Source organism: Paracidovorax cattleyae, from assembly GCF_900104515.1.
Classification (GTDB): domain Bacteria; phylum Pseudomonadota; class Gammaproteobacteria; order Burkholderiales; family Burkholderiaceae_C; genus Paracidovorax; species Paracidovorax cattleyae.
Genome location: NZ_FNJL01000042.1, coordinates 1 through 25,820, shown reverse-complemented (window position 1 = coordinate 25,820; position 25,820 = coordinate 1). Strand labels below are relative to the sequence as shown.

Annotated in this window: 25 protein-coding genes; 11 read left to right on the top strand and 14 right to left on the bottom strand. The window is 68.9% G+C overall.

Annotated elements, in window-relative coordinates; genetic code table 11:
• Positions 1–53: 53 nt before the first annotated feature.
• The 6 genes from BLR05_RS23330 to BLR05_RS23305 all read right to left on the bottom strand — a co-directional run bounded on the left by BLR05_RS23330 (position 54) and on the right by BLR05_RS23305 (position 5,703).
• The gene (locus BLR05_RS23330; RefSeq protein ID WP_092839617.1) at positions 54–377 is read right to left on the bottom strand and encodes a hypothetical protein; all 324 of its coding nucleotides are present in this window, start codon (positions 375–377) and stop codon (positions 54–56) included.
• Positions 374–1,783 (bottom strand): cell envelope integrity protein CreD, encoded by a 1,410-nt coding sequence (gene creD / locus BLR05_RS23325; RefSeq protein WP_092839614.1) that lies wholly within the window; start codon positions 1,781–1,783, stop codon positions 374–376. Before creD ends, BLR05_RS23330 begins: the two co-directional genes overlap by 4 nt.
• A 148-nt stretch (positions 1,784–1,931) precedes the next feature.
• Entirely contained in the window at positions 1,932–3,401 is a 1,470-nt protein-coding gene (creC, locus tag BLR05_RS23320; RefSeq protein WP_092839611.1) for a two-component system sensor histidine kinase CreC, read from the bottom strand.
• 212 nt (positions 3,402–3,613) lie between these two features.
• Entirely contained in the window at positions 3,614–4,297 is a 684-nt protein-coding gene (locus tag BLR05_RS23315; protein WP_092839608.1) for a response regulator, read from the bottom strand.
• A 2-nt stretch (positions 4,298–4,299) separates the two neighbouring features.
• Positions 4,300–4,935: a MarC family protein gene (locus BLR05_RS23310; RefSeq protein WP_092839605.1), complete on the bottom strand. Its 636-nt coding sequence runs from the start codon at positions 4,933–4,935 to the stop codon at positions 4,300–4,302.
• Positions 4,936–4,953: 18 nt separating this feature from the next.
• Positions 4,954–5,703 carry an SDR family oxidoreductase gene (locus tag BLR05_RS23305; protein ID WP_092839603.1) on the bottom strand — a complete coding sequence of 250 codons (750 nt, stop codon included), beginning with the start codon at positions 5,701–5,703 and terminating at the stop codon, positions 4,954–4,956.
• 134 nt (positions 5,704–5,837) lie between these two features.
• Between BLR05_RS23305 and BLR05_RS23300 the strand changes: the two genes are divergently transcribed.
• A complete protein-coding gene (locus BLR05_RS23300; RefSeq protein ID WP_092839600.1) occupies positions 5,838–6,527 on the top strand; it encodes a dienelactone hydrolase family protein in 690 nt (229 codons plus the stop codon).
• Positions 6,528–6,588: 61 nt separating this feature from the next.
• On the opposite strand, the gene BLR05_RS23295 is transcribed toward BLR05_RS23300, so the two are convergent.
• Complete coding sequence (locus tag BLR05_RS23295) at positions 6,589–7,482, bottom strand: LysR family transcriptional regulator (protein WP_092839597.1); 894 nt, start codon at positions 7,480–7,482, stop codon at positions 6,589–6,591.
• Positions 7,483–7,572: 90 nt separating this feature from the next.
• Between BLR05_RS23295 and BLR05_RS23290 the strand changes: the two genes are divergently transcribed.
• Positions 7,573–8,601 carry a DMT family transporter gene (locus BLR05_RS23290; protein ID WP_192883838.1) on the top strand — a complete coding sequence of 343 codons (1,029 nt, stop codon included), beginning with the start codon at positions 7,573–7,575 and terminating at the stop codon, positions 8,599–8,601.
• A gap of 158 nt (positions 8,602–8,759) precedes the next feature.
• Here BLR05_RS23290 and BLR05_RS23285 read toward each other — a convergent pair whose 3' ends face one another.
• The 7 genes from BLR05_RS23285 to hemB form a co-directional block, all read right to left on the bottom strand.
• Positions 8,760–10,328, bottom strand: a complete 1,569-nt coding sequence (locus tag BLR05_RS23285) for a DHA2 family efflux MFS transporter permease subunit (RefSeq protein ID WP_092839591.1) — start codon at positions 10,326–10,328, stop codon at positions 8,760–8,762.
• 32 nt (positions 10,329–10,360) lie between these two features.
• A complete protein-coding gene (locus BLR05_RS23280; RefSeq protein ID WP_092839653.1) occupies positions 10,361–11,698 on the bottom strand; it encodes an HlyD family secretion protein in 1,338 nt (445 codons plus the stop codon).
• Positions 11,699–11,778: 80 nt separating this feature from the next.
• The gene (locus BLR05_RS23275; RefSeq protein WP_092839588.1) at positions 11,779–13,350 is read right to left on the bottom strand and encodes an efflux transporter outer membrane subunit; all 1,572 of its coding nucleotides are present in this window, start codon (positions 13,348–13,350) and stop codon (positions 11,779–11,781) included.
• Between the two features lie 36 nt (positions 13,351–13,386).
• Positions 13,387–13,884: a MarR family winged helix-turn-helix transcriptional regulator gene (locus BLR05_RS23270; protein WP_092839586.1), complete on the bottom strand. Its 498-nt coding sequence runs from the start codon at positions 13,882–13,884 to the stop codon at positions 13,387–13,389.
• A gap of 95 nt (positions 13,885–13,979) precedes the next feature.
• Positions 13,980–14,762 carry a glutamine amidotransferase gene (locus BLR05_RS23265; RefSeq protein WP_092839583.1) on the bottom strand — a complete coding sequence of 261 codons (783 nt, stop codon included), beginning with the start codon at positions 14,760–14,762 and terminating at the stop codon, positions 13,980–13,982.
• Between the two features lie 17 nt (positions 14,763–14,779).
• Positions 14,780–15,994 carry a magnesium transporter CorA family protein gene (locus BLR05_RS23260; RefSeq protein ID WP_092839580.1) on the bottom strand — a complete coding sequence of 405 codons (1,215 nt, stop codon included), beginning with the start codon at positions 15,992–15,994 and terminating at the stop codon, positions 14,780–14,782.
• 24 nt (positions 15,995–16,018) lie between these two features.
• Positions 16,019–17,026 carry a porphobilinogen synthase gene (gene hemB, locus BLR05_RS23255; protein WP_092839650.1) on the bottom strand — a complete coding sequence of 336 codons (1,008 nt, stop codon included), beginning with the start codon at positions 17,024–17,026 and terminating at the stop codon, positions 16,019–16,021.
• Between the two features lie 82 nt (positions 17,027–17,108).
• On the opposite strand from hemB, the gene BLR05_RS23250 reads away from it, so the two are divergent.
• The 9 genes from BLR05_RS23250 to tuf form a co-directional block, all read left to right on the top strand.
• Positions 17,109–17,537, top strand: a complete 429-nt coding sequence (locus BLR05_RS23250) for a CopD family protein (RefSeq protein WP_092839647.1) — start codon at positions 17,109–17,111, stop codon at positions 17,535–17,537.
• A gap of 17 nt (positions 17,538–17,554) precedes the next feature.
• Positions 17,555–18,673 carry a VanZ family protein gene (locus BLR05_RS23245; protein WP_092839577.1) on the top strand — a complete coding sequence of 373 codons (1,119 nt, stop codon included), beginning with the start codon at positions 17,555–17,557 and terminating at the stop codon, positions 18,671–18,673.
• Positions 18,674–18,682: 9 nt separating this feature from the next.
• On the top strand, positions 18,683–19,033 hold the full coding sequence (locus BLR05_RS23240; RefSeq protein ID WP_092839574.1) for a (2Fe-2S) ferredoxin domain-containing protein: 351 nt from the start codon (positions 18,683–18,685) through the stop codon (positions 19,031–19,033).
• Positions 19,034–19,126: 93 nt separating this feature from the next.
• A complete protein-coding gene (locus BLR05_RS23235; RefSeq protein ID WP_092839571.1) occupies positions 19,127–19,768 on the top strand; it encodes an alpha/beta hydrolase in 642 nt (213 codons plus the stop codon).
• A 91-nt stretch (positions 19,769–19,859) separates the two neighbouring features.
• Positions 19,860–21,029 carry a D-alanyl-D-alanine carboxypeptidase family protein gene (locus BLR05_RS23230; protein ID WP_092839644.1) on the top strand — a complete coding sequence of 390 codons (1,170 nt, stop codon included), beginning with the start codon at positions 19,860–19,862 and terminating at the stop codon, positions 21,027–21,029.
• A gap of 152 nt (positions 21,030–21,181) precedes the next feature.
• Complete coding sequence (rpsL, locus tag BLR05_RS23225; protein ID WP_026432380.1) at positions 21,182–21,559, top strand: 30S ribosomal protein S12; 378 nt, start codon at positions 21,182–21,184, stop codon at positions 21,557–21,559.
• Between the two features lie 165 nt (positions 21,560–21,724).
• Complete coding sequence (rpsG, locus tag BLR05_RS23220) at positions 21,725–22,198, top strand: 30S ribosomal protein S7 (protein ID WP_011793519.1); 474 nt, start codon at positions 21,725–21,727, stop codon at positions 22,196–22,198.
• Between the two features lie 82 nt (positions 22,199–22,280).
• Entirely contained in the window at positions 22,281–24,383 is a 2,103-nt protein-coding gene (gene fusA, locus BLR05_RS23215) for an elongation factor G (protein ID WP_092839568.1), read from the top strand.
• A 250-nt stretch (positions 24,384–24,633) separates the two neighbouring features.
• The coding region (tuf, locus tag BLR05_RS23210; protein ID WP_011793521.1) for an elongation factor Tu at positions 24,634–25,820 on the top strand (1,187 nt) is incomplete at its 3' end.

Here is a 25,820-nt window from a genome sequence, read left to right as displayed (position 1 = left end):
GCGTACCCCGCTTCGCCCGGCGCGTTGGCTGCCGTGGCGGACCATCGCGATGCTCACGCTACCCGGGACCGGTCCAGGCGCAGGGCCGCCATGCGCCAGGCCATCAGGCGCATGGCCCGTGCGAAGGCCGGTGTGGATTCCCGGGGCATGGCGGCGGTTTGCAGCACGGCCTGCTTCGCGATCCTCAGCGCGGGACGGTCCCTGGCTTCCCACGCCGCCAACAGCCGGTCCCGGTAGTGGGCGAGCCTGGCCGCTTCCGCCGGGCTGAGCGGTGTTGCCATGCCTGCCGCGCCCGCGTCCTGCCGTGCCGACAGGTAGCCCGACCAGGATGTCGCGGCGCATGGGGTTGCCGTTCCGGTCGCAGGCGCCCCCGTCATGCTGCGGTCTCGGTTCGTGGCGAGTTGGACGGGCCCCGTCGGCTGCTGGACAGCGCATACCAGTCCAGCTTGCGGGTCGCCACCATCACGAATGCCAGCACGGCGAAGAGCGAAAGCGCGCCCACCACCAGCGCCGTCTGCTCCAGTTGCAGCAGCAGGTAGAGCAGGCCGTAGAGCACGGCGATGCCCGCGCCGAATGGCAGGCCGCGCCGCACGCTGCGCAGCATGTGGCAGGCGTAGTAGGTCAGCAGCAACGCGCACGCGCCAGCCGCTGCTGCGTAGGCCGTGCCGAAAGGCAGATGCTCGGACAGACTTACCAGCAGCAGGAAGAAACTGCACAGTGCGCTGCCCGCCAGCAGGTATTGCACCGGATGCACCCGCAGCCGCTGCAGCAGCTCGAACAGGCCCACGGCCAGGAAGGTGAGCGCGATGAACAGCACGCCGTATTTCGTGGCGCGGCCGGAGAGCGAATACGGATTGACGGGGTCGATGAAGGAGACGCCGAACACATCGGCGCAGCCCGCCTCGGCCGTTCCCGATGGCTGGTAGGGCGCCGGATCGCCGGCAAGGTCGCACAGCCGCCGGCTGGCGGCAACGTCCTGCTGCGCGGTGGTGGCCAGCGCGGAGAGATGCCAGCGTGCAGTGACCCCGTCGTCGCCGAGCGCGCGCTCCGAGGGCAGAAAGCGGCCACCGAACGAAGGATGCGGCCAGCTGCTCTGAAACTGTACGTCGGTCGCGCCGCCCAGGGGAACCACCGAAAGCCGCTCGGTACCCACCAGCTCGAGATCCACGGAGGCGACCAGGGGCTCGCCGCGCCCGCGGAGCGCTTCCGGCAACGGTGTGTGCAGGCCGCGCGTATAGGTGGGGTGGAAGGTGCCGGGCTTGAGCGCCAGAGGTTGCCCGTCCACCTCCACCCGCGCGGCGCGTATGCCGCGTGCATCGCCCACGGCCAGCATGAGGATGGGCGCGCCGCACTGCATGCGCGATCCCTCCACGGTGGCGTGCGGCTGCAGGTCCGCGAGCGTGGCCCAGCGCGCGGTGACATGGGCCTGGAGGGTATAGGCGTTGACCTGGTGCAGGCCGCGCGAGAGCTGCTGCATCGCGGCGCCCGACCGCACCTGCAGCGATTCGGGCATGGCCGTGAGCAGGAATTCGCGCCGCTGCTCGGTCGTGCGGCGCTCCTCTCCCTTGCCGGTGACGGTATCCCAGGTCTCCACGCAGGCGCTGTGCAGCATCGGTCCCAGCAGCGTCTGCGGACCGGCCAGGCTCTGGGCCACGCTGCGGGTGGCTTCGCTGCGGTAGTGCTGCCGGTCGCGCACGATGTCTTCGATCATGCCGAGCCCGAAGAGCAGCAGCAGGGTGACCGCGACAAGCGCCGCGGCTTTGGCGAGAAAGGGGTGTTTCAAGAGGTGCTCCTCCGGCGAGTGGTGATGGAGGGGCAGTCTCGGCTCCGGGTGTGAGGGGGAAATGAGGTCTGTGAGGCGAGCGTGAAGTGCCGTGCGCCGCCACCCGGCCCGGCGCGTGCCGCGGGCCTGTGCCCCCCCGGAGTGATCGTCAGCCGGCCAGCACCAGAGTCGCCCGCATTCCCCGGGCGGTGCTGGCCATGTCGAGCCGCCCTCCGTGCAGCGCCATGACCCGTTTCACGATCGCCAGCCCCAGTCCCGAGCCGCTGCGCGTGCCGTCCGGCCGCGCGGTGGTGAAGAAGCGCTCGCCCAGCCGGGGCAGGGCATAGTCCGGCACGCCCGGTCCTTCGTCCTGCACGGATGCGGTGACGCCGTCCAGCACGATTTGCACGGTTCCTCCCCCGGGTGAGAAATCGATGGCGTTGTCGATGAGGTTGCCCAGGGCCAGGGTGATGAGTTCGGCCTCCCATGGGCCGCTTCCTCCGTCCCCTTCCAGCTGCAGCCGCACCCCGCGTTGTGAGGCCCGCGCCCCGCACTGGCGCAGGGCGGCCTCGGCGCACGCGCGCAGGGCCACCGGTGCGGCGCCGGCCTCGGCATGCTGGCGTTGCTCCAGTTTGCTCAACTCCAGCAGGCGGTCGATGAGGCGCTGCAGGCGCTCGCTCTGGTCCACCACCTGGGCGGCGAACTGACGCCGGTCTGGCGCGGGCAGGTCGTCCTGCAGCAGTTCGCCCGCGCCGCGGATGGCGGCCACGGGGCTCTTGAGCTCGTGGGTCAGGGCGCGCACATAGCCTTCGATGTAGTCGCGGCCCGCGAGGCGTTCGCGCATGTGGTCCATGGCCCGCGCGAGGTCGCCGAGTTCGCCGGGCACGCGCGGCACGGCGGGCGGCGGCCCGGCTCCGTCGCCCGGCGCCTGCACGCTGAGGGCATAGTCGCGCAGGCGGCGCACGTGCCATACGGTCCACACGGTGACGGCCACGCCCACGGCCGCGGAGAGCACAAGCAGCAGCAATCCGCCCTGCAGCACCTTGCGTTCGGCGCGGTCGATGAAGCGCTGCACCGTGCGCGTCGGCTTGGCGACGGTGAGCACGCCACCGATCCGCCGCTCGCCACCGGGGGCTCCGTCGATCCAGATCGGCGCGGCCACGTACATCACGCCGCTGGTGTCGTCGGTCTGCACGTCGCGCGTGGCGCGGGCGCCGTATTCGCCGCGCAGCGTGCGGGCCACGTCGCGCCACTGCGAATAGTCATCGCCCACGGCGCGCCGCTCGGTATCGAAGACCACACGCCCGCGCGCATCGGTTACGTAGATGCGGAAATCCAGCGTCTGCTTGGACAGCCCCCAGATGGAGGCATCCACCGGCCGGCTCGCGTAGCGCCGCACGTGGCGCGCGAAATCGCTCTCCGGCGTTCCGGGTGCGCCCTGGGAGACCGCAGCCAGTCGCCCGCTCGCGAGGTCGTCGCTCGCCAGCTCCGCCAGCAGGTTGGCGGTGTCCACCATCATGTCCTCCATCACCTCCCGCACGCTGGGCTTGATCTCTGCCGTGAACACCCGCAGCACGAAGAATGCCGCGATGCCATTGATGAGGAAGAATGCGAAGAGCAGCCGCAATCCGAGGCGCATGGGTCAACCTCCTGCCCGCAACGGCCATGCGCTGGCCCAAACGAAGCGAGGCAGTGCAATGGCCTGCCCGCAGATGCTTGCCGTCCCCCAGACATGAACAGTCAGAAGGCCGCGGAGCAGGCCACCCCAGCGAACGCCGTGGAACCGGCTTCGACGGGCCACCGGCGTCGTCCCCCCTCGGGGGGATGGCGCGAAGCGCCTCAGGGGGGGCCTCATACTTCTAGCGAGTAGCCCATACCCCGGTGGGTGTGGATGTACTCGCGCGATGGGTCGGCCTCGCGCAGCTTGGCGCGCAGGGTCTTGATGTGCGTGTCCACGGTGCGGTCGGTGCTCTCGCTGTCACCGCCCCAGGCGCCGGCCAGCAGGGCCTCGCGCGTGTGGATGCGGCCCGGGCCCGCGAGCAACTGGGACAGCAGGCGGTATTCCCGGCGCGTGAGTGCCAGCGCGCGTCCGTGCAGGTGCATGCGCTGGCCGGCGGTGTCGTCGTGGAAGGGGCCGGCCGCCGGAGAGGCGGGCGCCGCCGCGGGCACGGCGGTGCGGCGCAGCAGGGCCTTGGCCCGGGCGGCCAGCTCGCGCGGACTGAAGGGCTTGGGCAGGTAGTCGTCGGCGCCGAGTTCCAGTCCCAGCACGCGGTCGATCTCTTCCCCGTGGGCGCTGAGCATGAGCACGGGCAGGGCGTTGCCCTGCTGGCGCAGTTCGCGCAGCAGGTCCAGGCCGCTGCCGTCCGGCAGGCCCACGTCCAGCACCAGCAGGTCGAAGCGGTGGGTGCGCAGCAGGCCGCGCGCGTCGCCCAGCAGCAGGCTGTGGCTCACCGCCAGACCATCGCGCTCCATGGCGTAGGCCACGGTGCGCGCGATGGCCGGGTCGTCCTCCACGAGCAGCAGGCGGGCCGCCATGGTCAGCGCGCCACCAGCACGGGAAAGAGCTTGCCCAGCCCGTCGGCCATCACCTCTACGGCCAGCGCGGCCAGGATCAGGCCCATGAGCCGCGTCATCACGTTGATGCCGGTCTTGCCCAGCACCCGCGCGATCGGGTCGGCGAGCGCGAAGCACACCGCCGTGGCCAGGGCGATGACCACCCCGTAGCCCACGAGCGCAAGGTGCTGCCAGAAGGTCTGGGCGCGGTCGGCGTAGATCACTACGGTGGACATGCTCGCCGGCCCGGTGAGCAGCGGTATCGTGAGCGGCACGACGGCGATGCTGTCGCCCTGGGCGGCCTTCTCGGCGCCTTCCTCCAGCTCGTGCGTGTGCGGCTTCGCTTCCGCGGGCTGGGCATTGAGCATGTTCATCGCGCTGATGAGCAGCAGCATGCCGCCGCCCACCTGGAAGCTCTGCAGCGAGATGTTGAAGAACTCCAGGATCTGCAGGCCCAGCAGCGCGCAGGCCGCGATGACGCAGAACGCGCTGAACGCCGCCACCTGAATGGTGCGCTGCCGCTGCCGTGGCGAGAACCCGTTGGTGTAGTGGATGAAGAAGGGGACGATGGCCAGCGGGTTCACGATGGCCAGCAGGGTGATGAGGGGCTTGAGATCCATGGGATGTCGGTGTCCGGTTCAGCGGCCGCCGGAGACGTCCAGCAGGCTCATGGTGGTGTAGCTCGCGGCATCCGACAGCAGCCACACGATGGATTCGGCCACTTCCTCGGGTGTACCGCCCCGGCCCATGGGCACCTGGTGGGCGAGGTCGCGCACGCGGTCGGGCAGGCCGCCGCTCGCGTGGATCTCGGTATCGATCAGGCCGGGACGTACTGCGTTCACCCGGATGCCTTCCGCGGCCACTTCGCGTGCGAGGCCCACGGTGAGCACGTCGATGGCCCCCTTGGCTGCCGCATAGTCCACGTACTGGTGGGCCGCGCCCAGGCGGGCGGCGGCGCTGGAGACATTGACGATGCTGCCGCCCTGGCCGCCGCGTTGCAGGCCCATGCGCCGCACGGCCTCGCGGGCGCAGTAGAAGCTGCCCAGCACGTTGATGTCGAACATGCGCCGCAGCCGCTGGCCGCTCATCTCGGACACACGTGCAGGTACGTCCACCACGCCGGCATTGTTCACCAGGGCCGACAGCCGGCCCCACTGCGCATCCACCGCCTCGAACAGCGTCACGACCTGCGACTCGTCGGCCACGTCGGCCTGCAATGCCACGGCTTCGCCGCCCTCCGTCCGGATGGCCTCGACCACGCGCCCGGCCGCGGCAGCGTCGCGCGCATAGTTCACCGCCACGGCCCAGCCGCGCCGGGCGGCCAGCCGGGCGGTGGCGGCGCCGATACCCCGGCTGCCTCCCGTCACCAAAACCACTTTTTTGTCCATGGGTGCGTCTCCTGCAAGAATGCCGTGGTGCGATTACAGCACCGCCTCGCCATCGCGAGGCGCTTGGCTGCGATCACCTGTCGCCGCTCCCTCTGCGGGAGCGTTCAACCCGTCCATATCGAAGGAGTGAAAACATGGGCAGTTTCGTGGATCTGGCCTCGGCCGATGGTTTCAAGGTGCCTGCCTGGGTGGCGCAGCCCGAAGGCCGGGCGCGCGGCGCCGTGGTGGTCCTGCAGGAGATCTTCGGCGTCAATTCGCACATCCGCTCCGTGGCCGACCGCTATGCGGCCGCGGGCTACCTCGCGGTGGCGCCCGCCACCTTCGCGCGCGTGAAGCCCGGCGTGGAACTGGGCTACACGGACGCCGACATGAAGGAAGGCTCCGGCCTGAAGCAGCAGGCGGAGGCGCTGCCCGGCGCGGGCGTGCTGCCCGACATCCAGGCGGCCATCGACCATGCGGCGCAGCAAAGCGGCGGCAAGGTCGGCATCGTGGGCTACTGCTGGGGCGGCCTGCTGTCCTGGCGGGCGGCGTGCGAGCTCCGGGGCCTGTCGGCCGCGGCCGTCTATTACGGTGGCGGCATCACGGGCGACCAGGAAGTGGCCCGCACCCCGCGCTGCCCGGTGATCGCGCACTTCGGCAAGCGCGACCACTACATTCCGCTCGAGGGGGTGGAGGCCTTCCGCAAGGCGCATCCGGAAGTGGAGGCCTGCATCTACGAGGCCGACCACGGATTCAACTGCGACCAGCGCGGCTCCTACGACGCGCCGTCAGCGGACCTGGCGCGCGAGCGCACGCTGGCGTTCTTCGCGAAGCACCTGGGCTGAGGGCTGCCGGCCGGCAGCGCGCCAATGACTGCGCGCGCAGATGTCGGGAGCAGCCGGCGCGTCAGGGCGATGGCTCGGCAACGCCCCCGGGTCGGGCTAGCGTCTGGAGCATCAGCGCATGCATCGCGTCCACGGCGGCCGCGCGCTGCGATGCCTTGCTGCGCAGCGCCGCTACCTCCATGGCCTCCAGGGCTGGCAGCGTGAAGCCCGCCGGCAGGTTGCTCAACACCTGCAGATGCGCGGGCACGCTGCAGCGCGTGCACACTGCCACGGCCAGTCCGCTTTCCACCGCTGCCAGCTGGCCCGCCAGGCTGGAGCTGTGGTACACGATGCGGTAGGGGCGGCGCTGCTGCGCCAGGCCGTTGAGGGTAGCCGTGCGGGCCATGCTGCCGGTTTCGTACACCGCGATGGGCAGCGGTGATTTGCGCCAGACCTCGTATTGCGGTGAGCCCACCCACACCAGGGGCTCCCGGAAAAGCAAACGGCCACGCTGCGGCTTGTCGCGCGATATGAGGGCCAGGTCCAGCTCGCCCAGGACCACCCTGGGAATCAGCGAAGTCGACTGCTCGCACGTCAGTTCGATATCTACCGCGTGGTGGCGTCCCGCGAAGCTGCGCAGCACGGGTGTGAGGTAGCGGGCCGCATAGTCGTCCGGCACGCCCAGCCGCACGCGCCCGGAGAGGTCGGGGCCGCACAGCGCGGCCTGTGCCTCGGCCTGCAGCGCCAGCACGCGCCGCGCGTAGCCGAGCAGTTCCGCACCTGCCGGCGTCACCTGCATCTGGCGTGGTCCGCGCAGCAGCACGGGCTTGCCCAGGGCCGCCTCCAGCTTCTTGATCTGCATGCTGACGGCGGCCTGCGACCGATGCACCACGGGCGCCGCCGCCGAGAGCGAGCCCGCATCCACCACCGCCACCAGGGCACGCAGCCAGTCGATCTGCAGGTCCGGAAAACCCATGGCTGTCTTCTCCAGTCATTCGATCATCGAATGATAGTGCGAAGAACTATTCGCTTTACGAGATGCTTTCGGCCGCGGAGCATGCTGGACATGCCCCAGTCAACAAACCTGCCCCAGGTCCGGTCGCTCCCTTCGCCTGTCCATGTCCGTACGCAACGCCGTCGGGAGGCGGGCGGTACGTGGCTGCTCGTCGTCGGCGGCATGTTGCTGGGCACGGTCGGCGTGTTCGTGGAAGAGGCGGGACAGCCGCCGCTGGTGACCGTGTGGTTCCGCTGCATATTCGGTGCGCTCGCCCTGCTGCTTTGGGGACTGGCGACGGGTCGGGTGCCTGAACTGCGCATCCGGGGCCGCAGCACGTGGGTGGTCCTGACAGCGGGTGGCTTCATGGTAATGAACTGGGCGCTGTTCTTCGCGGCCATTCCGCGCACGTCCATCGGTGTGGCCACCATCGTGTTCCACATCCAGCCGGTGTGGCTGCTGCTCTACAGCGCGGTGGCGCTGCGCGAGGCCGTTCCGCGCCGGCAGCAGTTCGCCACCGCGGTGGCTCTGGGCGGGCTGATCCTCACGACGGGGCTGTGGGGTGACGCCGCCCGCACGGGGCAGGGGGGCGCGCAATACACGACGGGGCTTCTGCTGTGCCTGGCGGGATCGCTGTGCTATGCCGGTGTGACCATTCTGGCTCAGCGGCAGCAGGGCGTCAGTCCCTTTGCGCTGGCGTGGTGGCAGTGCGCTGTCGGCGCGGTGTCGCTCGTGTGGGCGCCATTCCTGTATGGCTGGCCCGGCCAGGCCGCGGCCTGGGGCTGGCTGGCGGGCCTGGGGGTGCTGCACACGGGCCTGGCTTACGCGATCCTCTTCGCGGGCATGGCACGCCTGCCGCTCAGCCGGATCGCGGTTCTGCAGTACGTGTACCCCCTCACCGCGGTACTGCTGGACGGCATGGTGTATGGCAGGACCCTCGGGCCCCTCCAGTGGGCGGGCGTCGGCCTCATGGGGGTGGCACTGTGGGGGATCAGGTCGCGTCGGGTCGCGCAGCGCCAGGATGCCGTAGCCCCATGGCAGACGGCGCTTGGCAGATTGGCCTCAGTGGTCCGTCGTGCCATGTGTCGCCCGCGGCCATGAAACCGCCACGGCACCCGTCCAATGGCCGCGGAGCAGGCCAAGCCAGCAGACGCCGTAGAATCGGCTTCGCCCGGCCACTGGCGTCGGTCCCCTGCCCGCCGTGCTGGGCACGGCGAGCGCGGGGGAAACGGCGCAGCCGTTCAGCGGGTGTTCTCCCGTCAATGCGCGCCCGCGGCCGCATCGGCGCTGCCGGCGCTCGCGCGCACCGGGTGGGCCAGCCACACCAGCGGGATCAGCAGCAGGAACAGCACGGCGGATGCGTAGAAGATGTCATTGGCCGCCAGCATGAATGCCTGCTGGTTCACCAGCCGCTCGACCTGCGCGAGCGCCTGCTCCGCCGTCAATCCGCCCGCCTGCAGCCCCTGCAGCGTCTGCGTGACGGCCACCCCGCCCTGTTGCAGGCCTTCGGTCAACTGGGCATGGTGCAGCGTGGCGCGCCGCTCCCACAGTGTGGTGGACACGGATGTGCCGATGGCCCCGGCCGTGATGCGCATGAAGTTCGACAGACCCGAAGCCGAGGGAATCCGCGCCGGCGCGATTTCCGACAGCGTGAGCGTCACCAGCGGGATGAAGAAGAACGCCATGGCGATACCCTGGATGATGGTAGGCACCATGATGGTCGTCAGGTCCGCCTGCGTGTTGAACCGCGAGCGCATCCACAGCACCAGCGCGAACACGAGGAAGGCGAAGGTCGCGAAGCGGCGCGGGTCCACCTTGGCGATGTTCTTGCCCACCACCGGCGAGAGCACCAGCGCCAGCAGGCCCACTGGCGCCATCACCAGGCCCGCCTGCGTGGCCGTGTAGCCCATGTACTGCTGCAGCCAGAGCGGCAGCAGCACCACGTTGCCGAAGAACAGGCCGTAGCCTACCGAGGTGGCCAGCGCGCCGGCCCAGAAATTGCGGATCTTGAGGAGCGACAGGTCCACCACCGGGTGTTCCTCGCCGCGCTCCCAGACCATGAAGGTGATGAAACCCACCACGGCCACGACGCAGCAGGCCACCACCCAGGGCGAGGCAAACCAGTCATGCTCCTTGCCGATGTCCAGCATCACCTGCATCGCCGCCACCCAGATGACGAGCAGGGCCAGGCCGACGGAGTCGATCGGCAGCGCGCGCCGCTCGGATTCGCGCTTGTGGAAGATGCCCCAGGTGACGAGCACCGCCACGATGCCTACCGGCACGTTGATGTAGAAAATCCACGGCCAGGTCATGTTGTCCGTGATCCAGCCGCCCAGCAGCGGCCCCATGACCGGCGCGATGAGCGTGGTCATCGACCACATCGCCATGGCCAGCCCTGCCAGCGCTTTCGGATAGCTGGAGAGCAGCAGCGATTGCGACAGCGGGATCATGGGGCCGGCGACGAAGCCCTGCAGCGCGCGGAAGGCGATGAGCGTGGCCATGTTGGGCGCGAGGCCGCACAGCAGCGACGCGATGACGAAGAGCGTCACGCTGGCCACGAACAGGCGCACCTGCCCGAAGCGCTGCGACAGCCAGCCGGTGAGCGGCACCGCGATGGCGTTGGCCACCGCGAAGCTGGTGATGACCCAGGTGCCCTGCGTGGGGCTCACGCCCAGGTCGCCCGCGATGGCGGGCAGCGACACGTTGGCGATCGACGTGTCCAGCACGTTCATGAACGTGGCCGCGGAAAGGGCCAGCGTGCCCCACATGCGCGCGCTGCCTTCGAGCGGCGGCGGCGCCAGGGGCGGTGTGTGGCTAGGAGAGGACATGGAGGCTCCGGAAGGGGAGGACGCCGTCGGATTCAGCGGGTCTGCGCCCGGCTGGAGGCATGCGCGGCGGCGGTGCGCACTGAACGGCCGGCGTCCGCGTCGCCGCGGGTGGGCGCCTGCCGTGCGTCCGTGGCGCGGGCCGCCGCGCCTGCGTTGGCTGCGATGATGCGGGCCACCTCTTCATCGGCGCCCTTGTCGAGGCCTGCGTACACGGCCGTCTGCGCCACGGCCTGGGCACGCGGCGCATCCGCCAGCAGCGCGCCGGCGCGGTCCTGGGTGTTGACCGTGACGTCCATGGACAGGCCCACGCGCAGCGGATGGTCCTTGAGCTGCTCGGCATCCAGCGCGATGCGCACCGGCACGCGCTGCACCACCTTGATCCAGTTGCCGGTGGCGTTCTGCGCGGGCAGCAGCGCGAAGGCCGCGCCCGTGCCCACGCCCAGCCCGACGACCTTGCCCGTGTACTCCATCTTGCTGCCGTAGAGGTCGGCTGTCAGCGTGGCAGGCTGGCCCAGACGCAGGTTGCGCAACTGGTTTTCCTTGAAGTTCGCATCCACCCAGACGTGGCTGAGCGGCACGATGGTCATGAGCGGCGCACCGGGCGCCACGCGCTGGCCGAGCTGCACCGTGCGCTTGGCGACGTAGCCGTCCACCGGCGCGGGCAGGGCCGTGCGGCGCTCCGCGAGGTAGGCCTCACGCACCTTGGCCGCGGCCGCGAGCACGTTGGGGTTCTCCTGCACCGGCACGCCCTGGGTGAGCGACTGGTTGCTGGTCAACTGCTCGCGGGCGGACTCCACCCCTGCCTGCGCGGCGGCCAGGGCCGAGCGGGCGGCGTCCAGCTGGTTCTGCGCGTGCTGCAGTTCCTCCTTGGAGACGGCGCCGTTGCCCGAGAGGGATTGGCGGCGCTGCAGGTCTTCCTGGGCGCGCGCCACGTCCGAGCGCGCCTTGGTCACTTCCGCCTGGCGCAGCGTGACCTGGGCATTCAGCGAACCGTTGTTCACATACACCGTGCGCGCCTGCCGGACGGCCTGGGCCAGCCCTGCTTCGGCCTGCGCGAGCGCCACGCGCGCATCGGCCGGGTCCAGTTGCACCAGCGGTGCACCGGCCTTCACGAAGTCGGTGTCGTCGGCCATGATGGACATCACCGTGCCACCCGTCTGCGGCGTGATCTGGATGACGTTGCCCTGCACATAGGCGTTGTCGGTGTTCTCGTAGTGGCTAAGGACGAGCCAGTCGTACAGGCCCCATCCCGCGCCGGCCACGACGATGACGGCGGCCAGTGCCACGAGGGTCTTGCGGCGGCGGGCCTTGGCGTCCTGGGCGGTGGCCGGGGCGTTGGAGGGGGCGGAAGCGTTCTGGGGTGCGTTCATGGTGATGTCTCCCCGCGGGACGGGCATCGTCCGCGCGGCAAGGAAAAAAAGGGGAGGGCGGATAGAGGTCTGCGGGAAGTTCAGTGCGTGGTGCCGGGCGCGGCGGAGGTCTCCGGGCCTGCGGCCAGGACGGGGGCCTGCGCGGCATAGCCGCCGCCCAGTGCGCGCGCCAGGCGGGCCTGGTTGTCCAGGCGGCGGGCGGCGAGGTCCACGGCCTGGCGGCGCTGCTGCAGAACGCTGGTTTCGGCGGTGAGCACGTTCAGATAGTTGCCCAGGCCGGCCCGGTAGCGCTGCTGGGCGATGGCGTAAGCGCTCTCGGCGGACGCCTGCGCTTCGCGCTGCTCTGCGGCCTGCTGGTCGATGGAGCGTGCCGAGGCGATCTGGTCGGCCGCTTCATGCAGCGCATCCAGCAGGGTGGCGTTGTAGCTCTCGACGGCGGCATCCACGTCGGCGGCCTTGCCGCGCAGGTTGGCGCGCAACCGGCCCGCCTCGAAGATCGGCAGCCGGATGGCCGGGCCCACGCCCCATTCGCGGCTGCCGCCCTTGACGAAGTTGTCCAGCCCCAGCGATGCCAGGCCGACGAAGGCCGTGAGGCTCACGTTGGGATAGAACTGCGCCTTCGCCACGGTCACGTCCTGCGTGGCGGCCTCCACGCGCCAGCGCGCGGCGGCGATGTCCGCACGCCGGCCCAGCAGGTCCGCGGGCAGCGCGGCGGGCAGGGCGACGGCATGCAGGGACGACAGCGGCGGCGGTACCAGGGCCTGCGCGGCCCCGGGCTGCCCCACCAGCGCGTCCAGCGCATTGCGCGCCATGGCCGCCTGCTCGCGCAGCGCCTCGATCTGCTGGCGCGCCTCGGGCAGGCTGCCTTCGCTCTGGCGCTCTTCCAGCCGCGTGTCCAGGCCGGCCGTCACGCGGTCGCGCACCAGCGACAGCGTCTGGGTGCGCTGCTCCAGGGTGCGCTGCGCCACGCCGAGCTGTGCCTGCACCCGTGCGAGCTCCACATACTGCCGCACCACGTTGGATGCCAGCAGTACCCGTGCGGCCTGTGCATCGGCGATGGCTGCGTTGGCGCTGCCCACTGCGGCGTCGATGGCCGCGCGGTTCCTGCCGAAGAAGTCCAGCTCCCAGCTGCCCGTGAGGCGGCCCGTGGCGTTGTTTTCCGTGCTGCCGCCCAGCGGTGGGGGATAGATCGAATTGGCGCTGTAGTGCTGGCGGGTGGCGTCCAGGCTGCCGTTGACCTGCGGCCGGTCGGCGGCGCGCATGCCTTCGGTGAACGCCTGCGCCCGGGCGATGCGTGCCTCTGCGAGCTTCAGGTTGGGACTCTGGGCCAGTGCCTGGCCGATGAGCGCATCCAGTTGTGCATCGCCGAAGCCGCGCCACCAGTCGGAGGCGACGGCCGGGTCCGCGAAGGCCCGCGCGGCATCTGCCGTGCCCTGCGCCTGCGCGGCAAGACCCAGGGAGGCCGCGTCGCGCATCCGGGCCTGGGGGGCGATGCCGGACATGTCGGCGCACGCCGTCAGCCCCAGCAGCGCGAAGGCCAGGGTGCCGACATAGAGCGCCACCGCCTGCCAGCGAGGCCCTGCGGTGTCGCCGGCCGGTTGCACGTGCGGCATCGTCGCCGCGGGGGTGGAGGGAGCCAGGAGGTTTTTCATGTTGTGTCGTGCTCTCGGGAAAAGGGGCGGGACGGCTTACGGGGCGTCCGGCGGCGGCGGCGTGAGCCGCGTGGCCAGGTTCTCGTAGATGCGGGTGAGATAGCGGCGGAACGCGGCGGCTTCCGCATCGCTGAAGCCGTGCAGGGCCGTGCGCTGAAGGTCCTGCAGCATGTCGGGCAACTGGGCTGCGGCGGCGTGGCCTTCTTCGGTCAGCGCGAGGTTGACCACGCGGCGGTCTTCCTGCGAGCGCTCGCGGCGGCACAGGCCTTTGGCTTCCAGCCGGTCCAGCAGCCGCGTCATGCCGCCGGCATCCAGCTGGCAGCCGCGCGCCAGAGCGGCGACCGTGCTTTCCTGGCCCGAGGCCAGGAAGATGCGCAGCAGGGGCCGCCACTGCGCATCGGTCAGACCCAGGGGTTCCACCCGGCGGTCCACCTCGTTGTTCATCAGGCTGACGATGCGGCGCATCTGGTAACCGATGCTCTGCTCGATCAACTGGGGATTGACGGAAGGCGTGGCGTCGTGGGTCGAATGCATGCCGTAACATTAATTGACTAGACAAATAATGTCAAGTCTTTGATTGCGGGGCGGTCCGAACGACCGGTGTGCACGGGGGAGCGAGACTTCGTTCCTCAGCCGACGGCGGGAGGCGGCCCGGAAGGGGCAGGCGCAGGGCCGTGGTTGCGCAGGCAGAACCGGCCGAAACGGCCCAGCAGCGCGGCCGCTTCCGGGGTCGCGCGGACATGCCCGCGCAGCGTGCCAGGGTCGCGGCCGGCGTGGCGCAGGTCGGCAGCGAGCGTGTCGATGTAGCCGCGCATCGCGTCCGGCCCGAATTCGGGATGGAACTGCACCCCCCACGCGCAGTGGCCCACCCGGAAGGCCTGGTGCGGCTCGAATGCATTGCCTGCGAGCCGCACCGCCCCGGCGGGCAGGCGGCGCACCGATTGCCGGTGGACGACCTGGGCATCGAAGGCCGCAGGCAACCCGGCGAAGAGCGCGTCGCTGCCCGTGGCGTCCGGAACCGTGCCGACGTCCACCGTGCCGATCTCCCACCCTCCGGGATGGTCCGCCACTTCTCCACCGAGCGCGTGCGCCAGCAACTGGTGGCCGTAGCAGATGCCCAGCACGGGCGTCTGCAACGCCACGGCACGGGCGATCCAGCCGCCCAGCGCCTCGCTCCAGGGCGCCTGGTCCGTGACCATGGCGTGCGAGCCGGTCACCACCACGCCGGCGATGGATGCGGGTTCGGGCATGCCGTCGCCTCGCGCCGCATCGATGGTGAGCACGGGCGCAGCCGTGCCGCCCAGCCCGGCCCGCACCCAGTCCTCGAAGTCACCCAGGCGCGTCCGCAGCGCCGGGAACGTGCCGCCGGTCCTGGCGATCACGATGGGCAGCGGTGCCGGCGGCGAAGGCATGGATCGGATGGAAGGGGTCAATGCTGCCCGGTGCGGGCGAGGTAGCGCTTGCGCCAGAACAGCGCCACCAGGGCGACGGCGATCGCCGTCATCGTGGCCATGGCCCACCAGAAGCCGTCCTGCTTGTGGATCAGCGGAATGAACTCGAAATTCATGCCGAAGATGCCCGCGATCAGGTTGAGCGGCAGGAACACGGCCGTGAGCGCCGTGAGCGTGCGCATGATGTCGTTGGTGCGGTTGCTTTGCACGCTGAAATGCATCTGCACCGCGGTTTCCGTGCTCTGCTCCAGTCGGCGCACGTGGTGCACCACGCGTTCGATGTGTTCCAGCACGTCGCGGCTGCGCACCTTGAGCAGTTCCAGCTCGCGCAGCGCGGCGATGTTCTCGGGCAGGGCCCAGGTCTCGAGCGTGTCCACCCAGTCCTGTACGGCGGCCCGCTGGTCTTCACAGATCTCGTCGAGCTGGTGCAGCGTGAGCCGCGCATCGAGCAGCGCGCTCCAGTTGGCGAAGCGCCCGCGCGGCTTGAGCAGTTCGGCCTGCCAGTGGTCCAGCTGGCGCGACAGTTCGCGGCGCAGGTCCAGGTAGTTGTCCACGATCAGGTTCACCACGCGCAGCATCAGGTCTGCCGGGCTGGTCGGCAGGCGCGAACCGGGAACCGGGCCGGTGCGGATGTCCCGGGCCTGGGTCTCCGACGCCGGGCCGCCCTCGGCGGCAGGCGCGGGCTGCGTCGCGGTGAGCAGGCGGGCGGCGAACGCGTCGCGCACGGTGCAATCGCCCGGGTGCACCGACAGCAGTACCTGGTCGAATATCGCGAACCCCACGGGGCTGGTGTCGATGCGGCGCAGCACGGGAGGTCCGGCGCGCCGGGCCGGGGCGAGTCCCGTCAGGCTCGCCAGGCTGGGCACTTCCGCCGTATCGCACTGCGTGGCACTCAGCCGCCGGAAGACCATGACGTCGTACTGGGAGGTGTAATCGTAGTGCGACGGCAATTGGGCGTTCAGCAGGTCGGACACATGCAGATCGACGAGCTGCTGGCCGGTGAGGGACTGCAGCGCCGCCTGCAGCGCCGGCAGGCGCTCGCCGAACACCGCGCGCGTGCCGGCGATCCAGATGAAGCCCTGGGCGGGCATCCGCTGCGGAATCGCATCCAGTTCTTTCGCCCCCTGCGGGCCGATATGGAAGACGCGGATCGCGCCGGAGGCGTCCAGCGTCACGGGGCGGGCCCCCGGCATGCGGAATGGGGTGCCATGGCGCTCCTACCGGGACAGCAGCCGCGCGGCGTCGCGGGCGAAATACGTGAGGATGCCGTCCGCGCCGGCGCGCTTGAAGGCGAGCAGGGACTCCATCATCACGGCGTCGTGGTCGAGCCAGCCGTTGGCCGCGGCGGCCTTCAGCATGGCGTATTCGCCGCTCACCTGGTAGGCGAAGGTCGGCACGCGGAACTCGTCCTTCACCCGCCGCACGACGTCCAGATACGGCATGCCGGGCTTGACCATGACCATGTCCGCGCCCTCGGCGATGTCCAGCGCCACCTCGCGCAGCGCCTCGTCGGTGTTGCCCGGGTCCATCTGGTAGACGTTCTTGTCGGCCTTGCCGAGCGCTCCGCGCGTGCCCACGGCATCGCGGAAAGGGCCGTAGAACGCGCTCGCGTACTTCGCGCTGTAGGCCATGATGCGGGTGTGGATGTGGCCCTGGGCCTCCAGCGCCTCGCGGATGGCGCCGATGCGGCCGTCCATCATGTCGCTGGGCGCCACGATGTCCACCCCCGCCTCGGCATGCGTCAGCACCTGGCCGACGAGGATTTCCACCGTCTCGTCGTTCATGATGTAGCCGGTATCGTCCAGCACGCCGTCCTGCCCGTGGCTGGTGTAGGGGTCCAGCGCCACGTCGGTGAGCACGCCCAGATCGGGAAACTCCTTCTTGAGCGCCCGCACCACCCGGGGGATCAGCCCCTCGGGGTTGAGCGCTTCCTTGCCGTCCGGAGCTTTCAGCGAAGGCTCGATGGACGGAAACAGCGCCAGCACCGGGATGCCCAGGCGCACGCAGTCTTCCGCCACGGGCAGCAGCAGATCCAGGCTCAACCGGTCCACGCCGGGCATCGACGGGATGGCCTGCCGGTGGCTCGTGCCTTCGTGCACGAACACCGGGTAGATGAAGTCGTGCGCGGACAGCCGGTGCTCGCGCACGAGGTTGCGGGTGAACACGTCGCGCCGCAGCCGGCGCGGGCGGTGCTGGGGAAAGGGCGGGGGGCTGGAGAGATGCATCCCGAAATTGTGCTCCCATTCGAACGGGATTCGCCGGAGGCACCGGCCGCGCATGCACGCGGCGGCCACGTACACTGCGCCCATGCTCTGGGTCAAAGCCTTCCATATCGTCTTCGTGGCCAGCTGGTTCGCGGGCCTGTTCTACCTGCCCCGCATCTTAGTGAACCTCGCCCTGGTGCCGCCGGACTCCACCGCCGAGCGCGAGCGCCTGCTGCTCATGGCGCGCAAGCTGCTGCGCTTCACCACCCTGCTGGCGGTACCTGCCCTGGCCCTGGGCCTGTGGCTCTACCTGGGCTACGGCATCGGCCGCGGACCGGGCAACGGCTGGATGCACGCCAAGCTCACCGTGGTGGTGCTGGCCGTGGGCTACCACCATGCCTGCGGCGTGCTGCTGCGCAAGTTCGCCGCCGGACGCAACAGCCACGGGCACCGCTGGTACCGCTGGTTCAACGAGGTGCCGGTCCTCCTGCTGGTCGCGGCGGTCGTGCTGGTGGTCGTCAAGCCGTTCTGAACCGGGCGCGCGCCGCCGTGCACAAGACCTCCGCCTGGCCGCTGGCGCTGACCTACATCGCGCTCATCGTCTTCGCGAGCCTGTTCCCCTTCGAGGGCTGGCGCGAGCAGGGCATCTCCCCGCTGGTCTTCCTCACGGCCCGGGTTCCGCCGCCGTACTGGACCTGGTTCGACGTCAACATCAATATCGCGGGCTATGCGCCGCTGGGCTTCCTGCTGGCCCTGGCGCTGTTGCGCACGGGCTGGCCCCGCGCAGCCGTGGCGGTGGCCGTGCTGTCCGGCGGCATGCTGTCCATGCTCATGGAGCTGCTGCAGATCTACCTGCCGCGCCGGGTGCCGTCCAACATGGACCTGCTGCTCAACACGGCCGGCACCCTGCTGGGAGCGCTCGTGGCCGCATTGCTGGAGCGGCTGGGGGCCATCGCCCGCTGGAGCCGGTTCCGCGCGCGCTGGTTCGTGCCGGACGCGAGCGGCGCCCTGGTGCTCATCGCGCTCTGGCCGGCCGCGCTGCTGTTTCCCGCGGCCGTGCCGTTCGGGCTCGGCCAGATGTGGGAACGCCTGGAAGCCGCGCTGGCCGAAACGCTGGCCGACACTCCCTTCCTCGAATGGCTGCCCGTGCGCGACACCCCGCTGGAGCCCCTGATGCCCGGAGCTGAACTGCTCGCTGTGCTGCTCGGGCTGCTCGTTCCCTGCCTGCTGGGCTACTGCGTCGTCCGGCACGTCGGCCGCCGCGTGGCCTATGCCTGCGGCATGGTGTCCGCCGGGGTGGCCGTGACCGCGCTGTCCGCCGCGCTCAGCTACGGCCCGGCCCACGCCTGGGAGTGGCTGGGCCTGCCGGCCCGCGTGGGCATCGTCGCAGGGTTGGTGGGAGCGCTGCTGCTCGTGACCCTGCCGCGCCGCGCCGCCGGGGTGCTGCTGCTGCTCGTGCTGGTCTGGCACCTGAACCTGCTCAACCAGGCGCCGACCAGCGCCTACTTCGCGGAAACGCTCCTGGCCTGGGAGCAGGGGCGTTTCATCCGCTTCTACGGGCTGGGCCAGTGGCTCGGGTGGCTCTGGCCCTACGCGACGCTGGTGTACGTGGTGTTGCAGGTCGCCAGCCGGCCGGCGCCTGAGGCGCGCACGGCACCTCCCTCCTAGAATCCGGGCATGACCGAAGACACCTCCCCGCCCCGCGGCTACTATGCCCGCCACATTTTCTTCTGCCTCAACGACCGCATCAATGGCGAGGACAGTTGTGCCCACCATGGCGCGCAGGAGGCGTTCGACCACTGCAAGGCGCGCGTCAAGGCCGAGAAGCTGGCCGGTCCCGGCAAGGTGCGCGTGAACAAGGCCGGCTGCCTGGACCGCTGCGCCGGCGGGCCCGTCGCGGTCGTCTATCCCGAGGGCACCTGGTACACCTATGTGGACACCAGCGATATCGACGAGATCGTCGAATCCCACCTCAAGAACGGCCAGGTGGTCGAGCGGCTGCTCACTCCTCCGGAACTCGGACGCTGATCCGGGCTCAGACCCCGGCCTTTCCCGCATTTCGGGCCGCGGGCTGCCTTTTTCGGGGGGCGGCGCACGTGGCCATTTCCCTATTGCAGACAAGTGAACGCCCAGACTGAACGCCTGACTTTCTCCGGTGCGGCCGGTGCCATCGAGGCGCTGCGCGACCCGGCCGCCGCGGCCGGGGACGGCGCCCCACGCGGCGTGGCCGTGATCGCCCATCCCCATCCGCTCTTCGGCGGTACCATGGACAACAAGGTCGTGCAGACCCTCGCCCGCGCCTTCGTTGCCTGCGGGTGGACGGCCGTGCGCTTCAACTTCCGGGGCGTCGGCGGCAGTGCCGGCGCCCACGACGAAGGGCGCGGAGAGCTGGACGACCTGCTCGCGGTCATCGACCAGGCCGCGCCTGCCGGTGCGATCGCGCTGGCGGGGTTCTCCTTCGGCGCCTTCGTGACCAGCCATGCCCTGGAGCGGCTCTGGGGCGCGCGCGACATCGAGCGCGCCGTGCTCGTGGGGACGGCTGCCAGCCGCTTCACCGTCGCTCCCGTGCCGGCCGATGCCCATGGCCGCACACTGGTGGTCCACGGCGAGCAGGACGACACCGTACCCCTGGCGGCCGTGATGGACTGGGCGCGCCCGCAGACACTCCCTGTGACAGTCGTGCCCGGTGGCGGCCATTTCTTTCACGGACAATTGCCGCTGCTCAAGAGCCTGGTCGTGCGGCACCTCACTTCCCAGGCCTGAGGCGCAGGCTGCCGGCTGCCTGCGCCTTCCGCTGTTTCTTTCCCCTTCTCCCGCTTCCTTTCTTCCCGGACCGTTCCGAATGCATGCCTCCATGAAGTCCTTCCTGTCCCTGCTGCGCTCCTTCGCCATGGCCGCCGCGCTCGCGCCCGCCGCGCTCTGGGCGCAGGTGCAGGCGCCCCAGCCGCCCGAGATCGCCGCGCGCAACTACCTGCTGCTGGACGTGACCGCCGGGCAGGTCCTGGCCGCCAAGGACATCGATGCCCCCGTGGAGCAGGCGTCCCTGACCAAGCTCATGACCGGCTACCTGGTGTTCGACGCGCTGCGCGCCAAGAAGATCACGCTGGAGCAGAGGCTGCCGGTGAGCGAGCGCGCATGGAAGATGCCGGGCTCGCGCATGTTCATCGACCCCAAGATGCAGGTGCCGGTGGAAGACCTCGTCAAGGGCATGATCGTGCAGTCGGGCAACGACGCCACCATGGCCCTCGCCGAGGGCGTGGGCGGCACGGCCGAGAACTTCGTCAAGCTCATGAACGACCAGGCCAAGGCCCTGGGCATGAAGAATACGGCCTACAAGAACCCCGAAGGCCTGACGGAGCCCGGCCACACGACCACGGCACGCGACCTCAGCATCCTCGCGACGCGGCTCATGAAGGATTTCCCGGAGTACATGCACTATTACTCCACCAAGCACTATGCCTACCCGGGTACGCCGCCCTCGAACGGCTCCAACCGCAATGCGCTGCTGTTCCGCGATCCGACCGTCGATGGCCTCAAGACCGGCCACACGGCGGCGGCAGGCTATTGCCTGGTCGCCACGTCCCGGCGCGACTTCCCGAACGTCGGCCAGCGCCGGCTGCTGTCCATCGTGCTCGGCGCGGCGAGCGAAAGCGCCCGCGCCAACGAGAGCCAGAAGCTCCTGAACTGGGGCTATACCGCCTACGATGCCGTCAAGCTGTTCGACGGCGGCCAGCCGGCCGCCACCCCGGCGCTGTGGAAGGGTACGCAGAACACCATCAAGATCGGACGCCCCGACGCCATCGTCGTCACGGTGCCGTCAGGCTCGGCCGGCAAGATCGCCACCCAGATCGTCCGCCAGGACCCCCTGGTCGCTCCCCTGACCAAGGGGCAGTCCATCGGCACGCTCAAGGTCTCGCTGGGCGACCAGCAGATCGCCGAGGTGCCGCTGGTGGCGCTCGAGACCGTCGAGCAGGCGGGCATCTTCGGGCGTGCCTGGGATGCCATCCGGCTCTGGATCAAGTGATGCGCTGCGCGAGGCCGAGGCTGGGGGCGCCTGTCCTTGCCTCGCGCCGGGCAAACTGATACATTAGAAGGCTTTTCGGAATTTCCGAAGGGAATCACGTCTTCGCTCGATTCGAATCCACCGGGCGAAGTTTTCACGTTTAGGGACGATTCATGCCAACCATCAACCAGCTCATTCGTCAGGGGCGCGAGGTCGAAACGACCAAGTCCAAGAGCCCTGCGATGCAAAACTCTCCCCAGCGCCGTGGCGTGTGCACCCGTGTGTACACCACGACGCCCAAGAAGCCTAACTCCGCTCTGCGGAAGGTCGCCAAGGTGCGCCTGACCAACGGCTTCGAGGTCATCTCCTACATCGGCGGCGAAGGCCACAACCTGCAGGAACACAGCGTGGTGCTGGTCCGCGGCGGCCGTGTGAAGGATCTGCCCGGTGTGCGTTACCACATCGTGCGCGGCTCGCTTGACCTGCAAGGCGTCAAGGATCGCAAGCAGGCCCGTTCCAAGTACGGTGCCAAGAAGCCCAAGGCCAAGTAAGCCCTGCGTTTTCAAGAAATTTTCGGTGCTGTTCCCGCGTGGCGCGGTGAAGCAGCGTAGTGGCCCCGAGCGCAGGCGTTCTGCGTGGGTCGAGTAAGTGGGAGTCCTGAATGGCTCTCGCGGTGCCTGGAAAGGCGCCAACTGAAGCAAAGATAGAGGTGAGAAATGCCACGTCGTCGCGAAGTCCCCAAACGTGAAATCCTGCCGGACCCGAAGTTCGGCAATGTCGAGCTGTCCAAATTCATGAACGTGATCATGGAAGGCGGCAAGAAGGCAGTTGCAGAGCGCATCATCTATGGCGCCCTGGAACTCATCCAGAAGAAGCACCCCGACAAGGATCCCCTGGAAGCGTTCACCGTTGCCATCAACAACGTGAAGCCCATGGTGGAAGTGAAGTCCCGCCGCGTCGGTGGTGCCAACTACCAGGTGCCGGTCGAAGTGCGCCCCGTGCGCCGCCTGGCCCTGTCGATGCGCTGGCTCAAGGAAGCCGCCCGCAAACGCGGTGAGAAGTCCATGGCCCAGCGCCTGGCCAACGAGCTGCTGGAAGCCACGGAAGGCCGTGGCGGCGCGATGAAGCGCCGTGACGAAGTGCACCGCATGGCAGAAGCCAACAAGGCGTTCAGCCACTTCCGCTTCTAAGCCCATCCCTTCATCTCGAAGGCCTGGAGCCCGATCCGCCCCACCGGCGGGCGGGCTCTTTGGCTGTTAACGAAAGACCATCATGGCACGCAAGACTCCCATCGAGCGCTACCGCAACATCGGTATCTCGGCCCACATCGACGCTGGCAAGACCACGACGACTGAACGTATCCTGTTCTACACGGGTGTGAACCACAAGATCGGCGAAGTGCACGACGGCGCTGCGACCATGGACTGGATGGAGCAGGAGCAGGAGCGCGGCATCACGATCACGTCCGCCGCCACGACCTGCTTCTGGAAGGGCATGGACATGTCCTATCCCGAGCACCGCTTCAACATCATCGACACCCCCGGCCACGTGGACTTCACCATCGAGGTGGAGCGTTCCATGCGCGTGCTGGACGGTGCCTGCATGGTCTATTGCGCCGTGGGCGGCGTGCAGCCCCAGTCGGAAACCGTGTGGCGCCAGGCCAACAAGTACAAGGTGCCCCGCCTCGCGTTCGTCAACAAGATGGACCGTACCGGCGCCAACTTCTTCAAGGTCTATGACCAGATGCGCCTGCGCCTGAAGGCCAACCCCGTGCCCGTGGTGATCCCGATCGGCGCCGAGGAAAACTTCACCGGCGTGGTCGACCTGCTCAAGATGAAGGCCATCATCTGGGACGAAGCCTCCCAGGGCATGAAGTTCAACTACGAAGACATCCCGGCCGAACTGGTGGAATCCGCCAAGGAATGGCGCGAGAAGATGGTCGAGGCCGCTGCCGAGGCGTCCGAAGAGCTGATGAACAAGTACCTGGAAGAGGGCGACCTCTCCGAGGAAGAAATCAAGCTCGGCCTGCGCACGCGCACGATCGCCACCGAGATCCAGCCCATGCTGTGCGGCACGGCGTTCAAGAACAAGGGTGTGCAGCGCATGCTGGACGCCGTGATCGACTACCTGCCTTCGCCCGTGGACATCCCGCCCGTGGCCGGCACGGACGAAGACGAAGCCGAAACCACCCGCAAGGCGGATGACGGCGAGAAGTTCTCTGCCCTCGCATTCAAGCTGATGACCGACCCGTTCGTGGGCCAGCTGACCTTCGTGCGTGTGTACTCGGGCGTGCTCTCCAAGGGCGACACCGTGTACAACCCCGTGAAGGGCCGCAAGGAGCGCATCGGCCGTATCGTGCAGATGCACGCGAACGAACGTCTGGAAGTGGAAGAAATCCGCGCCGGCGACATCGCTGCCTGCGTGGGCCTGAAGGACGTGACCACGGGCGAGACCCTGTGCGATCCCGAAGCCATCGTGACGCTGGAGCGCATGGTGTTCCCCGAGCCCGTGATCACGCAGGCCGTCGAACCCAAGACCAAGACCGACCAGGAAAAGATGGGCATCGCCCTGCAGCGCCTGGCCGCCGAGGATCCGTCGTTCCGCGTGAAGACCGATGAGGAATCGGGCCAGACGCTGATCGCCGGCATGGGTGAGCTCCACCTGGAAATCATCGTGGACCGCATGAAGCGCGAGTTCGGCGTGGAAGCCAACGTGGGCAAGCCCCAGGTGGCCTACCGCGAAACCATCCGCAAGACGGTGGAAGAGGCCGAAGGCAAGTTCGTGCGCCAGTCCGGCGGCAAGGGCCAGTACGGCCACGTCGTGCTCAAGATCGAGCCGAACGAAGCCGGCAAGGGCATCGAGTTCGTGGACGCCATCAAGGGCGGTGTGGTTCCCCGTGAATTCATCCCGGCCGTGGAAAAGGGCATCAACGAAGCCGTGACGCAGGGCGTGCTGGCCGGCTATCCGGTGGTGGACGTGAAGGTCACGCTGCACTTCGGTTCGTACCACGACGTGGACTCGAACGAACTGGCGTTCAAGATGGCCGCCATCTTCGGTTTCAAGGAAGGCTGCCGGAAGGCCGGTCCGGTCATCCTGGAACCCATGATGGCCGTGGAAGTGGAGACGCCGGAAGACTACGCCGGTACCGTGATGGGCGACCTCTCGTCCCGCCGCGGCATGGTGCAGGGCATGGACGACATGGTCGGCGGCGGCAAGGCCATCAAGGCTGAAGTGCCCCTGTCGGAAATGTTCGGCTACTCGACCGCGCTGCGCTCCGCGACGCAAGGCCGCGCCACGTACACGATGGAGTTCAAGCACTACAGCGAAGCTCCGCGCAATGTGTCCGAGGCCATCATGGCCGCCCGCGCTAAATAAATCCCACCCCTGTGTCGCCTGCGGCGCCTCCCCCTCAAGGGGGCGCACGCAGCGGTCCGGCAAAGCCGGTCCCGCGCGTGCTGCTGGCTTGGCCTGCTCCGCGGCCTTCTGACCGGGACGGTCGGGGTGGCATTGGGAAATCTTTTTGTCTGCGATCGCATGCCCTTCGTTGCCCGTGGCGAAGGATTCAGCAATGCGATGCAGACGTAAAACCAACACACGGGCATTGCTCTTTTTTTGGAGTTGAGAAATGGCAAAAGGTAAGTTCGAACGTACCAAGCCCCACGTGAACGTGGGCACGATCGGCCACGTGGACCATGGCAAGACGACGCTGACGGCAGCGATCGCCACGGTGCTGTCCGCCAAGTTCGGCGGCGAAGCCAAGAAGTACGACGAAATCGACGCAGCGCCCGAAGAAAAGGCCCGCGGCATCACCATCAACACGGCACACGTGGAGTACGAGACGGCCAACCGCCACTACGCCCACGTGGACTGCCCCGGCCACGCCGACTACGTCAAGAACATGATCACCGGTGCTGCCCAGATGGACGGCGCCATCCTGGTGTGCTCGGCCGCCGACGGCCCGATGCCCCAGACGCGCGAGCACATCCTGCTGGCCCGCCAGGTGGGCGTGCCCTACATCATCGTCTTCCTGAACAAGTGCGACATGGTGGACGACGAAGAGCTGCTCGAGCTCGTCGAAATGGAAGTGCGTGAACTCCTCGACAAGTACGACTTCCCTGGCGACGACACCCCCATCGTGCGCGGCTCGGCCAAGCTGGCCCTCGAAGGCGACAAGGGCCCCCTGGGCGAGCAAGCCATCGACAAGCTGGCCGAAGCCCTGGACACCTACATCCCCACGCCCGAGCGCGCTGTGGACGGTGCCTTCCTGATGCCCGTGGAAGACGTGTTCTCCATCTCCGGTCGCGGTACCGTGGTGACGGGCCGTGTCGAGCGCGGCATCATCAAGGTCGGCGAGGAAATCGAAATCGTCGGTATCCGCGATACGCAAAAGACCACCTGCACCGGCGTGGAAATGTTCCGCAAGCTGCTGGACCAGGGCCAGGCTGGCGACAACGTCGGCCTGCTGCTGCGCGGCACCAAGCGTGAAGACGTCGAGCGCGGCCAGGTGCTGTGCAAGCCCGGCTCCATCAAGCCCCACACCCACTTCACGGCTGAGGTGTACGTGCTGTCGAAGGACGAAGGCGGCCGCCACACGCCCTTCTTCAACAACTACCGTCCGCAGTTCTACTTCCGCACGACCGACGTGACCGGCGCCATCGAGCTGCCGGCCGACAAGGAAATGGTCATGCCCGGCGACAACGTGTCGATCACCGTCAAGCTGATCAACCCCATCGCCATGGAAGAAGGCCTGCGCTTCGCCATCCGCGAAGGCGGCCGTACGGTCGGCGCCGGCGTCGTGGCCAAGATCATTGC